Annotated in this window: 15 protein-coding genes and 1 tRNA gene; 4 read left to right on the forward strand and 12 right to left on the reverse strand. The window is 31.1% G+C overall.

Translation table 11 applies throughout. The annotated features are described in order from the left end of the window. From BM549_RS02425 to pdxA, 7 genes are all read right to left on the reverse strand, one after another. Complete coding sequence (locus BM549_RS02425; RefSeq protein ID WP_290468812.1) at window positions 1–2,718, reverse strand: reprolysin-like metallopeptidase; 2,718 nt, start codon at window positions 2,716–2,718, stop codon at window positions 1–3. A 148-nt stretch (window positions 2,719–2,866) separates the two neighbouring features. Next, a complete protein-coding gene (gene accC, locus BM549_RS02430; protein WP_013869590.1) occupies window positions 2,867–4,219 on the reverse strand; it encodes an acetyl-CoA carboxylase biotin carboxylase subunit in 1,353 nt (450 codons plus the stop codon). 77 nt (window positions 4,220–4,296) lie between these two features. Beyond that, on the reverse strand, window positions 4,297–4,779 hold the full coding sequence (gene accB, locus BM549_RS02435) for an acetyl-CoA carboxylase biotin carboxyl carrier protein (protein WP_013869591.1): 483 nt from the start codon (window positions 4,777–4,779) through the stop codon (window positions 4,297–4,299). Between the two features lie 32 nt (window positions 4,780–4,811). Next, a complete protein-coding gene (locus BM549_RS02440; RefSeq protein ID WP_013869592.1) occupies window positions 4,812–5,810 on the reverse strand; it encodes a beta-ketoacyl-ACP synthase III in 999 nt (332 codons plus the stop codon). A 179-nt stretch (window positions 5,811–5,989) separates the two neighbouring features. After that, window positions 5,990–6,193, reverse strand: coding sequence for a 50S ribosomal protein L32 (rpmF, locus tag BM549_RS02445; protein ID WP_013869593.1), 204 nt, complete (start codon window positions 6,191–6,193; stop codon window positions 5,990–5,992). A gap of 9 nt (window positions 6,194–6,202) precedes the next feature. Beyond that, the gene (locus BM549_RS02450; RefSeq protein WP_013869594.1) at window positions 6,203–6,742 is read right to left on the reverse strand and encodes a DUF177 domain-containing protein; all 540 of its coding nucleotides are present in this window, start codon (window positions 6,740–6,742) and stop codon (window positions 6,203–6,205) included. An 87-nt stretch (window positions 6,743–6,829) separates the two neighbouring features. Beyond that, window positions 6,830–7,891: a 4-hydroxythreonine-4-phosphate dehydrogenase PdxA gene (pdxA, locus tag BM549_RS02455; protein WP_290468813.1), complete on the reverse strand. Its 1,062-nt coding sequence runs from the start codon at window positions 7,889–7,891 to the stop codon at window positions 6,830–6,832. A 66-nt stretch (window positions 7,892–7,957) separates the two neighbouring features. Here pdxA and BM549_RS02460 point away from each other — a divergent pair, with 66 nt between their 5' ends. Beyond that, the gene (locus BM549_RS02460) at window positions 7,958–8,548 is read left to right on the forward strand and encodes a riboflavin synthase (protein ID WP_290468814.1); all 591 of its coding nucleotides are present in this window, start codon (window positions 7,958–7,960) and stop codon (window positions 8,546–8,548) included. Here the strand turns inward: BM549_RS02460 and BM549_RS02465 are convergent. The 3 genes from BM549_RS02465 to mce form a co-directional block, all read right to left on the reverse strand. After that, complete coding sequence (locus BM549_RS02465) at window positions 8,545–8,754, reverse strand: hypothetical protein (RefSeq protein ID WP_290468815.1); 210 nt, start codon at window positions 8,752–8,754, stop codon at window positions 8,545–8,547. The two genes, BM549_RS02460 and BM549_RS02465, sit on opposite strands and share 4 nt — an antisense overlap. A gap of 269 nt (window positions 8,755–9,023) precedes the next feature. After that, window positions 9,024–9,097, reverse strand: a tRNA-Ile gene (locus BM549_RS02470). A gap of 47 nt (window positions 9,098–9,144) precedes the next feature. Beyond that, window positions 9,145–9,561, reverse strand: a complete 417-nt coding sequence (gene mce, locus BM549_RS02475; RefSeq protein ID WP_290468816.1) for a methylmalonyl-CoA epimerase — start codon at window positions 9,559–9,561, stop codon at window positions 9,145–9,147. A 147-nt stretch (window positions 9,562–9,708) separates the two neighbouring features. On the opposite strand from mce, the gene rbfA reads away from it, so the two are divergent. Beyond that, window positions 9,709–10,110, forward strand: a complete 402-nt coding sequence (gene rbfA / locus BM549_RS02480) for a 30S ribosome-binding factor RbfA (protein WP_290468817.1) — start codon at window positions 9,709–9,711, stop codon at window positions 10,108–10,110. Window positions 10,111–10,113: 3 nt separating this feature from the next. After that, window positions 10,114–11,328, forward strand: coding sequence for an FtsX-like permease family protein (locus tag BM549_RS02485; RefSeq protein ID WP_290468818.1), 1,215 nt, complete (start codon window positions 10,114–10,116; stop codon window positions 11,326–11,328). A gap of 7 nt (window positions 11,329–11,335) precedes the next feature. On the opposite strand, the gene dusB is transcribed toward BM549_RS02485, so the two are convergent. Then, complete coding sequence (gene dusB / locus BM549_RS02490) at window positions 11,336–12,331, reverse strand: tRNA dihydrouridine synthase DusB (protein ID WP_290468819.1); 996 nt, start codon at window positions 12,329–12,331, stop codon at window positions 11,336–11,338. Between the two features lie 68 nt (window positions 12,332–12,399). Here dusB and BM549_RS02495 point away from each other — a divergent pair, with 68 nt between their 5' ends. After that, window positions 12,400–12,900, forward strand: coding sequence for a hypothetical protein (locus BM549_RS02495; RefSeq protein ID WP_290468820.1), 501 nt, complete (start codon window positions 12,400–12,402; stop codon window positions 12,898–12,900). Between the two features lie 28 nt (window positions 12,901–12,928). On the opposite strand, the gene BM549_RS02500 is transcribed toward BM549_RS02495, so the two are convergent. Continuing rightward, the gene (locus BM549_RS02500) at window positions 12,929–15,319 is read right to left on the reverse strand and encodes an outer membrane beta-barrel family protein (protein ID WP_290468821.1); all 2,391 of its coding nucleotides are present in this window, start codon (window positions 15,317–15,319) and stop codon (window positions 12,929–12,931) included. Window positions 15,320–15,326 lie beyond the last annotated feature (7 nt).

Raw genomic sequence — 15,326 nt, forward strand, 5'->3', positions numbered from 1 at the left:
TCATTCTACAATAATCTTTTTAGTAACTACTTTAGAACCATCACTTATATTAAGTAAATACATTCCTGCTTCTGCATTACCAAGACTTATTGCCTTGTTAAACTCTGCAGAACTATTATTATAAGTTTTACTAATTATTGAGCGTCCACGAACATCAAATACAGCAATATCTATATTTTTTGATGTTGTATTAAACTTTACATTAAACTCTCCATTATTAGGATTTGGATATATACTTAAATTGCTTAATGAAAATTCGTCAACATTTAATGCGGTTACAGTTGTACTACACAGTTCTATAGACCATTCGTTAACAACACCTGTATCACCATTATAAAAATCTACAAAAACTAAGTTCCATGTTCCAGATGGATCATTACCATTAAAATCATTTAATGGGTTTGCAGGTGCATAAGTTCCAACTGTAGGACTTGCACAATTAAATTGCGGTTGACCATCTTGAAAAGTAACATCAATATCCATAAACTGTGCAGAATTACAAGATCTAGCCCAAATATTTGAAAAACCACCACCATTTGGTGCTTGTAATTGCATAATTAAATCTCCAATATAACTATGAGTTACATCTGCACTAACTTTAATATCTGTAATTAATGTAGATTCTGTAACATTAACAGGAATAAAAACTGGATTACCTTGAACATTAGCTCCTGCTCCATCAGGAATAGGAGTAGAAATTGGTCCTGTTGTATATGTATTACAAGTAGTTGTTACTGCTGCGTTTACAGCAAAATCTGTTGTATTAATGTTAAAGAATATATTTCCTGCACCTTCTACCATAACTCTACAAAATGGAGATGATGGTAATGCAGGTACAACTATATTAGCCGAACCATTATTTGGAACATTTGTAGCTAAAACCGTATCGTATGTCAATCCTCCATCTGTTGACAATAAAATATTTACATTTGCTGTATTAATTCCATTTGCTGTAGTTCCAGCTACATTCCAAGTAACAGTTTGTGTTTCTCCAGTAAGCCATGTTATACCTTCTGTATTTTGAGATGTTACAATAAAAGGTCCTGCTGAAGCATTTACAGTAGCTATCATTTCATCAACTGCAGTTTGTCCTCCAACAATATCATTATCTCTAACCGTTAACCTAAAAGCCATTGTTCTGTCTACAGAAGCTAATTTTTCCCAAGCTGTAGATCCTCCACTAACAACTAAGTCTTCAAGTCTTGGTATGTAGCGTGATGGATTTGTTGTTCCCTTATACGACCTTACAATTGGTCCATTTACTGTAGTTTCTGTTGGTGCTCCTGTTGGTCCTAAATCATATTCTTCCCAAGTATAGGTATGAGTACTAATTCCATCTGCATCCGTAGAAGATCCAGTTAATTTATATGGTGTTGATGCTGGTATAGTATAATCTGTTCCTGCGTTTGAAGTTGGAGCCGCATTACCTGTAGCTGTTAATGTAGCACATTGGCTATTTCCATTAGTTATATTGTCGAAAATTTCATCTAAAGATTTTTGATGAAAATAATCATCACTATTATTTTGAACATTTTGTGGAGCGCAAATACCTGCATATGCCATAATTGTAGAACCACTTCCTGGTTCGTATGCATTAGAAGCTGTTCTTTGTGTTAAACAACTTGAACCAGGAGCATTACCATTAAATGTATGTGGACCTCCATATTGATGTCCCATTTCATGACAAACATAATCTACATCAAAAGCATCTCCTGTTGGTGCCGGTAAGCCTGTAACTCCACCTGCTTTAAAACCTGTACAAGGTGAATTTAGAAAAGCAACTCCACCACCACCGGTACTAAATACATGGCCAATATCGTAGTTTGCTGAACCAACATTTGCATTATTATCTAATGTTGTTTGATTTTCGGTTAGCATTGTTCCTCCATCATCATTAGTATAAGGGTCTGAATTAACATCTGGACCTAAAAAAATAATATTTGTATTATCTACCATCGTCATGGTTACAGATAATTCTCTTTCGTATACACCATTAACTCTTGTCATGGTAGTTGTCATAGCCGCCATTACATCAGCTAACGTGCCTCCATGAAATTGTGCGTATTCAACAGTACATGCTAATGCCAACCTAAATGTTCTTAACATACCGTCATCTGCATTTCTTGAAGTTGTTATTTCTAAATTTTTAGTGTTATCATTAATTTCATCTGTATAATTACATTTCCAATCTTGGTTTGGCTTAATTAAATCTTTTTTATTGTAAACAATATAATTTTTACCATCTGTAGTTAAAGCGTCTATAAATTCTGTACCTTGATCTGATAAGGTCATTGTATTTAAACCTTTATGAGTAATACTAAATCTAATGGTTTTAGATGGGTTTTCTAAACTTTGACCAACATAACTTCTCATTTCCGGGAATTTTTGTTGTAAATCATCTTCCATAATAGATGCTTCTTTAACTCTAAAAGATTCGAGTTGATTATTTGTTGTAGGAAATTTTACTACTACATTAGAAGATACTTGCGTATTATTTCTACTTGGAGCTAATTGTAACTGTTGTTTTAGTTTTTCAATATTTAATTGATAATATTGTGCTGTTGTAGGAAAGCTTTTTCTAAATACCTGTTGTTTTTTTGAGGCTTTATCTTTAGTAATTGGTAACCAAATTGAACTATTAATTTGTGAAAATACTGGTGTAGATATAATTGCAAATAGCAAAAATGTCCACAAAAATCTAGTGTAATTTTTTTTCATAACTATATATTTTTGTAATACTCTTTAAATATATAGTGTTCTTGTTCAAACTACAACTTTTAAAAGTTAAATTAAAAGTTGTAGTTGTTGAATTTCAGTATTTTAAATTGAAGAATAAAAAAAAGCGACTTAGATAAGTCGCTTTTTTTTATTCTTCAATTTCCTCTTGCATTACAAAATCTTCCATAAATTTTGTAGTATAATTTCCTGACAGATAATCTGGATGATCCATTAATTGTCTATGAAACGGAATTGTTGTTTTAATACCTTCTATAACAAACTCATCTAAGGCACGTTTCATTTTATTTATTGCTTCTTCTCTTGTTTGCGCAGTTGTAATTAACTTAGCAATCATAGAATCGTAATTTGGAGGTATTGAATAACCTGCATATACGTGAGTGTCTAAACGTACTCCATGTCCTCCAGGCGCATGTAACGTTGTAATTCTACCTGGTGAAGGTCTAAAATCGTTAAATGGATCTTCCGCATTAATTCTACATTCTATAGAGTGTAATTGCGGTAAATAGTTTTTACCAGAAATAGGTACTCCTGCTGCTACAAGGATTTGTTCCCGTATTAAATCGAAATCAATTACTTGCTCTGTAATTGGGTGCTCTACTTGAATACGTGTATTCATTTCCATGAAGTAGAAGTTTCTATGTTTATCTACTAAAAACTCTACTGTTCCAGCTCCTTCATACTTAATATATTCTGCTGCTTTTACAGCTGCTTCACCCATTTTTTTACGTAAAGCTGGAGTCATAAAAGGAGAAGGTACTTCTTCGGTTAATTTTTGGTGACGACGTTGTACTGAGCAATCCCTTTCTGATAAATGACATGCTTTACCGTTAGAATCTCCTACAATTTGAATTTCAATATGGCGAGGCTCTTCAATAAGCTTTTCCATATACATGTCATCATTTCCAAAAGCTGCTTTAGATTCTTGTCTTGCAGATTCCCATGCTTCTTGTAAGTCTTCTGGTTTCCATACAGCACGCATTCCTTTTCCTCCACCACCGGCAGAAGCTTTTAGCATAACTGGGTAACCTGTTTCTTTTGCTATTTTTTTACAGTCTTCAAATGTTTCTATAACACCTTCACTACCTGGTACACATGGCACGCCTGCAGCAATCATTGTAGATTTTGCATTGGCCTTATCTCCCATTTTATCAATCATGTCTGGAGAAGCTCCAATAAACTTGATATCGTGTTCTGCACAAATTTTTGAGAATTTAGCATTCTCTGATAGAAATCCGTATCCTGGGTGTATTGCATCTGCATTTGTAATTTCTGCAGCTGCAATTATATTAGACATTTTTAAGTATGACTCACTACTTGGTGCTGGCCCAATGCAAACTGCTTCATCTGCAAATTTTACATGTAGACTTTCGGCATCTGCTGTAGAATATACTGCTACAGTTTTTATGCCCATTTCTTTACAGGTTCTAATAACACGTAGTGCTATTTCTCCTCTATTGGCAATTAATACTTTTTTAAACATAACGTTCTAAAAAATTTAAAATTCAAATTCCAAATTCCAACAAATTGGGATTTGTGTTTTGGAATTTTAAAATTGGGTTATGATGGGTCTACTAAAAATAATGGTTGATCAAATTCTACCGGAGAGGCATCATCAACTAATATTTTAACAATTTTACCTGAAACTTCAGATTCTATTTCATTAAATAGTTTCATTGCTTCAATAATACAAAGTACATCTCCTTCTGCGATTGATTGTCCTACTTCAACAAATAATGGTTTATCTGGTGATGGTTTTCTATAAAATGTTCCAATAATTGGAGATTTTACAGTTATATATTTTGAATCTTCTTTTTCTGGTGCTGCTGGAGTTGCAGGTGCTGCCGCTGCTGCTGGAGCAGGTGCCGCTTGTTGCATTTGCATTTGTGGCATTTGAGCCATTGGCATTTGCTGAACAATTGTAGTTTCAGAATCTGATCCTGTTCTTATTGTTATCTTAACGTCGTCTGTTTCTAATTTAACCTCACTCGCTCCAGATTTGGCTACAAATTTGATTAAGTTTTGAATGTCTTTTAAATCCATAATTACAGTTATTAAGTTTTTTTATAGTTAGTTTATTTTCCGTTGTAGGCCCATTTAAAATAAATAGATCCCCAAGTAAAGCCACCTCCAAAAGCGGCAAAAATTAAATTATCTCCTTTTTTTAATTGTGATTCGTAATCATTTAATAGCAATGGCAAAGTAGCAGATGTTGTATTACCGTACTTTTCTATATTCATCATTACTTTATCTGATTCTAAATCAATTCTATTAGCTGTTGCATCAATAATTCTTTTATTTGCTTGATGTGCAACAAGCCAAGCGATATCATCTTTTGTAAGGTTATTTCGTTCTAATATTTTTACTGCTACATCTGCCATATTAAAAACTGCGTTTTTAAAGACTGTTTTACCGTCTTGAAACACAAAGTTTTCTCTTTTAGCAATACGCTCTGCTGTTACAGGATATGATGAGCCACTAGATTTTACTTGTAAAAATTCTCTTCCCGCTCCGTTACTTCTAAGATACTCGTCTTGCAGTCCTAACCCTTCTTCATTTGGTTCAAATAAAACTGCACCTGCTCCATCTCCAAATATTATACATGTTGCTCTGTCTTGATAATCTATCATAGAAGAGTTTTTATCTGCACCTATTAGTAGTACCTTTTTGTATCTACCAGATTCTATATATCTAGATGCTGTAGACATACCAAAAAGGAAACTAGAACATGCGGCTTCTAAATCGAAAGAAAAGGCATTTACTGCTCCAATTTGCGTTGCAGTGTATGCAGATGTTGATGCTGCCTGCATGTCTGGCGTTGCAGTAGATACAATTACAAGATCAATTTCTTCTGGATTTATACCTGTTTTATTAATAAGGTCTTGGGCGGCTTTGATGGCCATGTAGGAAGTACCTTTGCCTTCACCTTTAAGAATGCGACGTTCTTTAATACCAGTTCTGGTAGTTATCCATTCGTCGTTTGTATCAACCATCGTTTCGAGAATCTCGTTGGTTAATATATAGTCTGGCACATATGCGCCCACAGCCGTGATTGCTGCTGAGATTTTACTCATACTTTTTAAGTTAATTTGACCAAAACGGTTCAAAAATCGTCCAAAAATGGCAAAATTTTAATGAATTTAATCATTTATTGCCAATAATTATGCAAATTAAGTTCTTTTTAACGTATAGAAAAATATATCATAAAAAAAACGCCCACAAGTGAGCGTTTTCTGTATGCATGCATAGTAAATTATGCTATATTTTCTTCTGCTACAGCGTTGTCAATTAATACTTGACCTCTGTAATAAAGTTTACCTTCAAACCAGTGTGCTCTGTGATATAAGTGAGGCTCACCTGTTGTTGGGCAAGTTGCAACTTGTGGCGCAGTTGCTTTATAATGTGTTCTTCTCTTATCTCTTCTTGTTTTAGAGATTTTTCTTTTAGGATGTGCCATTTTATTTTTTTATTTATCCGTTAATAGTTTCTTTAATGTATTCCAACGAGGGTCTATTTCCTCTTGGTCTTCTTTTATGTCCTTCTGCTTAGGGCTTAATTCTTCTAATTTTTCAAGTATGTCTGAATCTAATGTTCCATCTTCAACTCCTGGATGAACTCTTTTTCTTGGCATTGCAAGCACAATTAATTCATATACATATTGTTGTATATTAATTTCATACTCTCCATGAGGAATGATTAAAATATCTATATTCTCATCATTATACTCTTCGCCAAACTTAACCACTAAATCAAACTCGTTATTTAAAGGTTGATTATAAGGTTCATTTGTAACGTCACAGTTAATATTAACTGTTCCTGATACTTCAAAATGCAGTTCTAAAAGTGTTGTTTTCTTTTCTAATTCAACATCTACTTTTAAATTACTACTATTAAAGTCGTCATACTCAAAATATTCAAAGAACTTACTGTCAATTTCGTAATCAAAATGATGTTTTCCTACTTTTAGTCCTACAAATGGTATTGTAAACTGTTTCAATGGCTTCATTATCACATCTCTTTTGAGCCCGCAAATATACAAATCTTTTTTAAACTAAAAGACTTATCAACAATTTTTTGTTGACTTCTTTTTTTTCTACTTTCTGTTATCGAAACGTTTACGTTTGCTTACTGCGAGCGGGTTTTTGTTTAATTCACTATATTCATTGCGGTTGTTAAAAATTTTAATTGCAGTAAATAATGCTTGTTTAAAAGAGTTAGTATCCGCTATTCCCTTTCCTGCAATTTCATATGCTGTACCATGATCTGGCGACGTTCTTACTCTATTTAATCCGGCTGTGTAATTAACACCTTGACCAAAAGAAAGTGTTTTAAATGGTATTAATCCTTGATCGTGATAAGATGCAATAATGGCATCAAAACTTTTATAATTATCGCTACCAAAAAAGCTATCGGCAGCATAAGGACCAAATACTAATTTTCCAGAATCTTTAATTTTTTTTATGGTTGGGCGCATTACCGCATCATCTTCACTGCCAATTACACCATTATCTCCAGTATGAGGGTTTATACCTAAAACGGCTATTTTAGGTTTATTAATTCTAAAATCTTGTTTTAATGAATTGTAAACCGTTTCAATTTTTTTGGTAATTAGCTCTGGTGTTATGTGGCTGGCAATATCTTTTACCGGCACGTGATCTGTAAGTAAACCAACCCTTAATGAATCTGTTACCATAAACATGAGACTTTCACCTTCTAGTTCTTGAGCTAAATAATCTGTATGTCCAGGAAAATTAAATGTTTTTGATTGTATATTACTTTTATTAATTGGAGCTGTTACAAGAACATCAATCTCATTGTTTTTTAAAGCTTTTGTTGCTTCTGCTAATGATTTTACAGCATATTCTCCAATTTTAGCGTTTTCTTTTCCAAAATCTATATGTACATCTTCTTTCCAACAATTAAAAATATTTATTTTTTTATTAGAGGCTTGATTTAAATGTTGAATACCATTTAAGTGTGTATTTAATTTAAAATGGTTTTTAACAAAATTCATTGTTTTTATAGAAGCAAATATTATAGGTGTACAAAACTCCAACATTCTTTGGTCTTCAAAAGCCTTTAGTATAATTTCTGGTCCTATTCCATTTAAATCTCCTATTGAGATACCAACTTTTATATTTTCTTCTCTACTCATTAATTTTGATAACTATTGTTTGTAAATTTACAGTCACAAATTTAATTAAATAATACTCGATAAAGTATGTTTACCGGAATTATTGAAACCTTAGGTACCGTAAAAGCCTTAAATAGAGAGCAGGATAATTTACATATTACAATAAATAGTAGCCTTGCTAATGAACTTAAAATAGACCAAAGTGTCTCTCACAATGGTATTTGTTTAACTGTTGTTAATATTGGAGATGAAGAATATACTGTGACCGCAATTAAAGAAACTATAGAAAAAACTAATATTGGTGATTTAAAAGAAAATGACATTGTTAATATTGAACGCGCAATGAAACTTGGCGATAGGCTTGATGGGCATATTGTACAGGGTCATGTTGATGAAATAGCAGAATGTATTGAAGCAAAAGAAACTAATGGAAGTTGGTTATATACTTTTAAATATAATAAAGACTCTATAAACCTTACTATAGAAAAAGGCTCTATAACTGTTAATGGTGTAAGTTTAACAGTAGTAAACTCTAAGAAAAACGAATTTAGTGTAGCCATAATTCCTTACACTTTTGAACACACAAACTTTAAAACCTTTTCTAAAGGCTCTATAGTAAATTTAGAATTTGATGTTATTGGTAAATACGTGAGTAAGCTAAATGCTGTAAGAAATTAAACTAATTTTTTACTTTTTTTATAGGCAATAAAAGCACCGTATAATATTCCTAAAACTAAAAGAAACAATAAGCCTCCATCAATTGGAGTTCCTGGTGGTGTAGGTGGCTGAGACGGCGGCGGCGGATCAAACGGTGTCTGCGCTGCACATACAAAACTTATTAATATAAATAAGATTGAGGCAAATGTCTTTTTATATTGTATCATAACTCGATGGTAAATGTATAAAAAAAACTGTCTTATCAAAACTTTTCAACAGTTTTTTCATTAAAAAAACACCATGAACGGTCTTTTTTTTCGATAAAATACATAAATTGTGCCAAAAATAGTACTTTTAATATTTTTATATATAAGTATTCGGCTATTAAATTGTTAATAAATAGTAAAATTAGATAATTAAGCTTGATTTTTTTTAAGCACCTCATTTATAAAAAACAAAAAGCCTTACATTTCTGCAAGGCTTTACAATTTTAAAGTGGTCCCACTTGGGCTCGAACCAAGGACCACCTGATTATGAGTCAGGTGCTCTAACCAACTGAGCTATGGGACCAAAATTGGTCTGCAAATCTACTATTATTTTTAAAACGCTACAAGAAATTATTTCTTTATTTCACTTTTTATTTCTTGACACAGTTCAATAAGGACTCCGTTTGATGTTTTTGGATGTAAAAAAGCTACCAATTTATTATCGGCACCTTTCTTGGGTGTTTCGTTTATAACTTTAAAGCCCTCAGACTTTAAGCGTGTAATTTCAGCTTCAATATCTGTTACATCAAATGCAATATGGTGGATACCTTCGCCTTTTTTTTCTAAAAATTTTGCTATTGGGCTATCTGGCTTTGTTGCTTCTAATAATTCTATTTTATTTTCTCCAACTTTAAAAAAAGAAGTATTTACTCCTTCTGATGCTACTTCTTCAATTTTATAATGTGGTTCTCCAAATAATTTACCAAATAGCGTGTTTGACTCTTTAAGGTTTTTTACAGCTATGCCAATGTGTTCAATTTTATTCATATATAATATAGTATTATGGAATAATATAAATTTTATAAATTAGTTATTTAAGGTATAAATTTTGTTATCAAAAATAGTATAATATTTAAAAAGCGTATTTTTGCAGTACATTCTTTACTGTTAAAGTATAGAAAGCAATAAAATTAAATGAAAACAGAAGAAAGTCAAAGACAAAAAAAAATAGGATCGGTTTTACAACGTGATCTAGTAGACATATTGCAAACTGCTGCAACACAAGGTGGTATGCGCGGTGTTATTATCTCGGTATCTAAAGTTTCGGTTACTGTAGATTTATCTGTTGCTAAAGTATATTTAAGTATTTTTCCTAATGATAAAGCAAAAGAATTGGTTGAAGGTATAAAATCTAACCAACCGTTTATACGTCATGAATTAGCACAACGTACTAAAAATCAATTACGAAGAATGCCACAACTTTACTTTTTTGTGGACGACTCTTTAGAGCATATAGATAAAATAGAACAATCTTTAAAAAGAGAAGATAACCCAATTAAAAATGAAGATTTATTGGGGAAACGCAAAAAATCTTAACTATTGAGTTTTTCGTATTACATTGCTAAACGTTATTTACGCTCAAAAAGCAGTAATAATGCTATAAACTTTATCACTTACATAGCTATTGGCGGTATTATTTTAGGTGCCGCTTCTTTATTTATTGTACTTTCTGGATTTTCGGGTTTACGAGACTTTACACTTGAATTTACTACAATTATTGATCCCGATTTAAAAGCTGAAACTACTATTGGTAAATCGTTTTTATTATCTGCTTCAGACGAAGAAAAATTAAAAGCAATTGATGGTATTGCATCATATTCTAAAATAGTTGAAGAGCGCGTAATTGGTTCTTTTGATGGTGCAAAACAAGCATTTTATATTAAAGGTGTTGATGAAAAATATCAAATTGTAAATGCTGTAGATTCTATTATTGAGTATGGCAGTTGGTTAACTAAAAAAACAAATCAAGTTGTTGTTGGTTATGGTGTATCTAGCAATTTAAATCTTGGTGTTTTAAATTATGGAAAACGCTTGTATTTGGGTGTGCCAAAACCTGGAAAAGGACAAATAAACTCTATAAACGAGGCTTTTAATCAAGTAGAAACCGTTTGTGTGGGTATTTTTGCTGTTAATGAGAAATTAGATGCAAGTCATATCTTTTCCTCTATAGAATTAGCACAAGAACTCTTAGGCTATAAACCAAACCAATTATCTAGCTTGGAATTTAGACTTAAGGACAATGCAGATGAAAAAATTATAAGCTCTCAAATTCAAGATATACTTGGAAACGCTATTACTGTAAAAAACAAAACCCAACTAAACGATTCGTTAAATAAAATGCTAAACACAGAAAATTTGGCTGTTTATTTAATTTTTACTTTAATATTAATTATTGCTTTTTTTAATGTTGTTGGCTCTTTAATTATGATGATGCTTGACAAGAAAAAAAGTTTAACAACCTTATTTAATATTGGTGCTACCGTAAAAGATATTAGAAAAATATTTTTTTTACAAGGTACTCTTATGAGTATTGTTGGTGGTTTAATAGGTTTAGTTGTAAGTATAGTATTAGTGATGTTTCAACTATACGGACCAGAAAACATGAAAGTAATGATAACGCAAAGTTTAGCTTATCCTGTTGCTTTTAGAGTAGAGAATGTTTTTATTGTTTTTGTAACAATAACTGTTTTAGGTATAATAGCTTCAAAAATTGCTTCGGTTAGAATTACAAAAGCAATGGTAAAAACTGTTTAGTAATTACTTACTCTGTAAATTGAAAATCGCCAAATTTTTCTAAAACCTCATCAAAGGCAGCAAATACGTCTTTAGAGTCGTCACTTGTTACCATTTTCATGCGATATTCTTTAAAATGCGGAATACCTTTAAAATAGTTAGTATAATGTCTTCTCGTTTCAAAAACGCCCAGCACTTCGCCTTTCCAATCTATAGACATTTGTAAATGTCTTCTAGCTGCTTCTACGCGTTCCTGCATAGTAATTGGTCTATAATGTTCTCCTGTTTCAAAAAAGTGTTTTACTTGCTTAAAAAACCAAGGGTTTCCAATTGTAGCTCTACCTATCATGCAACCATCTAAACCATAATCGTCACGCATTTCCATAGCACGTTCTGGAGAAGTAACATCTCCATTGCCAAATACAGGAATATGCATTCTCGGGTTATTTTTTACTTGAGCAATAGGTTTCCAATCGGCTTCACCTTTATACATTTGTGCTCTGGTTCTACCGTGAATAGCAATAGCTTTACAGCCAACATCTTGCAACCTTTCGGCAACCTCAACAATTTTTATAGAATCATGATCCCAACCTAATCGTGTTTTTACTGTAATTGGAATATTTGTTCGTTTAACCATTTCGGCAGTAAGTTGCTCCATTAAACAGATATCTTTTAAAATACCAGCACCGGCGCCTTTACTTACAACTTTTTTTACTGGACAACCAAAATTAATATCTATAATATCTGGTTTAGATGCAGAAACAATATCTATAGTTTCTAGCATACTGTCCATATTGGCTCCAAAAATTTGGATACCAACTGGTCTTTCTTTTTCGTAAATATCAAGTTTCATAACGCTTTTAGCAGCATTACGTATTAAACCTTCACTACTTACAAACTCGGTATAAACAACGTCTGCACCTTGTTCTTTGCATAATGCTCGAAATGGTGGATCGCTTACATCTTCCATAGGTGCTAAAAGCAATGGAAAATCAGGTAGTTCTATGTTGTCTATTTTTACCAAAATGATTTCTTTTTTGCAAAATTAATGTTTTTTGGGTAATTATAAATGAATGCTATAAATTAGTGACTATGAAAAAAATTATAGTACTCTCGTTTATTATTTTTTGTAGTTGTGCTTCAAAAAAAAACACATCCAACTTAAAAACCATTAGTAACAACCATTTTGAAATTACTTACCCTAAAAGTTGGGTGAAATTTGGAGCTATGGGATATGTATATTTAACTCCAAAAACATTAAGAAAAGCAAATCCAGAAGATGAATTAAATAACATATCTGTAAGTAGAAATGTATTAAATGTCGAAAAATTTATAGGTCTAGAAAACACTTTAAAAGAACACGCAAATACGCTAAGAAGAAACGAAAGCAATAAAGAATCTAAAATTATAAAAATGGAAGAAAATTCAAAGTTTGTTTATAAAATTGAATCTTTAGTGGAATATAAATCTGAAAAAAACAAATATAAGAGGTTAGAGTTTTTCTATATTAAAAATAACAGACTCGATTTTATTCGTTTTCAAATGAAGTACATTATTTTGGTATGTATTATAATGATGCGCTTAAAATTATAAACTCTTTTGTGCCAAAATAATAATAACTTTAATCTCTATTCTGTATTCTATTTCGCTCTTTATTATAACTATTTTTTTCGTTAGAACTTAATGTGCTATTTCCAAATTTATAACTAAAGCCAAGTTTTATATAACGGTTATCTAAGTTTGTAAATTGAGAATTTCGTTGATTAAAATAGTTTGTAACAGTATTATAATCTGCCTTATTAAATAAATCTGAAGCTATTAAAGACACCGTTCCTTTTTTATTCCAAATGGTTTTTGAAATTGCAATATCTGAAAAAAGTTGCCCTTTAGAAATTAAAAGTCCTTGTAGGTTTTTACTAGAATATGTTAGAGAAAATGATGTTGATAAGCTGTTGTCTTTTAAAAAGCTAATATCTCCTATTAAATAGGTGTAATTAGACCATTGGTCTAATTCTATCGCTTGATCTAATATTTGTGTTTTTTCTAAGGTATTATACACTTCTGTTCCAAAATAAAGCGATAATTTATCGAAAACAGTAAAATAGCTTTCATAACTAAAACCTAAGGCTGTTGTTTTTCCAATATTTGTTGGTGTATAAGTAATTATATTAGTCTCGTTATTTTGAATTGGTAACTCGTTAATATTATCTTCTGTACTTGTTAAAGTGATATAAATTTGGTGTCTGTCATTTATTATTGTACCAACATCCCATTTATTAATGAAAGAAGGTTGTAAGTTTGGATTACCAGAAACAATAACATTATCATTTAAGAAAAACTGAAAAGGATTTAAAGATTGATAACTTGGTCTAGAAATTGACCTTTTATATTTTGCATACAATACTGTAGACTCTGTTGTTTGGTGATTTACTATAATAGTTGGAAACAATTTTAAATAATCTTGCGTGTGTATGTTACCTAAAGATTTTCCTTCAAGGTTGGTTTGCTCTAAACGTAAACTTGTTGTTAAACTAAAATCACCAATAACTTTATCTAAACTAGCATAGGTAGCAAAAACATTTTCAGAATAATCAAAAATATTAGCACTATTTAATTCTGTTTGGTTATTTAAAGCATCTATTCGGGTTATATTACTTCCTGTGTTAACAAATGACCCTTTAATACCTAAAGATAAAGAAGTGTCATCATTAAAAGGAATGTAATAATCTGCTTTAGCCGAAACAATATCAATATCTTGATTTGAATCTGTATTAAAACCTGTTGCATAATCAAAATCACCATTACTTGTATAATATTGACTATTTACATTTTGCTCTCTAGAATATTCGTAATTTGTATAGTGAGCATTAATAGAGAGCTTACTATTATTATTAAAAGTACTAACATAATCTGCATCAAAACCTAAGTTGTGCTTATCGTCTCTAGATAACGTATTAGCGTTAAAACTTGATAATAGATTAGAGCTATCATCTGTAATTCTAGTTAGGTTTTGAGTTCTATATTTAAAATATGGTGTTAAAGAAATATTTGAAGATAAACTAAAGGTATTATTTTCATTTATAAAATAATCCAAATTAATATTAGCTGTATGTTTTTCAGACCAAGTGTTTCTATTTAATTTAGAATCCCATAACTCATCAAGGTTATTTTCTTCGTCTAGATAATTTATCTCACCATCATTAAACCTATTTATTTTATTTTTTGAATAACTATAATTAGCAGATAAGCTTATTGATTTGTTTTTAAAAAAATTAGAAATACCTCCATTATAACTAGGAAAAACACCTTGTTTATAACCACCAAATACACGACCTCTATATCCAGTAATTAAATTTTTATCCATTATAATATTTAACACAGTTCCGCTAGATGCATCATATTTTGCTCCTGGAGTCGTAATAGCCTCTATAGATTTCACACTATTTGCTGGAGAACTTTCTAAAAGTTGAATAATTTCTGTACCAGATAAATTTACTTTTTTATCGTTAATATAAATTGTAGGTGAAGAGCGTTTAATACTAATACTTTCACCAGAAACTAAAACAGAAGGTGTATTACGTAAGACATCTAACAAATTACCTTCGGTTAGTGCTGTGTTTTGAACATCAAATATTAAACGATCTGGCTGAACTTTAACTGATGGCTTTTTGTAGTTAACTGTAATCTCATCAAGCGACTCTGAAGAGGTTTTTAAAACTATTGTTCCAACATTTAAATCTTTATCTACATTAATTTTTTTGCTATAACTATCGTAACCAATAAATGAAAATTTCAATATATAATTATCCGGTTTTACTGCTTCAATAACAAAATTACCAGACTCATTAGTGGTCGATCCAGTTATAATTTTAACCTCATCTATTGTAGAAATAATACTGTTAACATAAGGTATTGGTTCATTGTTTTCATCAACAACATTTCCGGTTATATTAAATTCTTGAGCAGTAGCAATAGTAGTAAAAAAGAAAAATATGTAAAAAAACCCTTTCATTTGTTAA

Origin of the sequence: Lacinutrix sp. MedPE-SW, from assembly GCF_001874145.1 — a bacterium.
In the GTDB taxonomy this organism is placed as follows: Bacteria; Bacteroidota; Bacteroidia; order Flavobacteriales; family Flavobacteriaceae; genus Lacinutrix.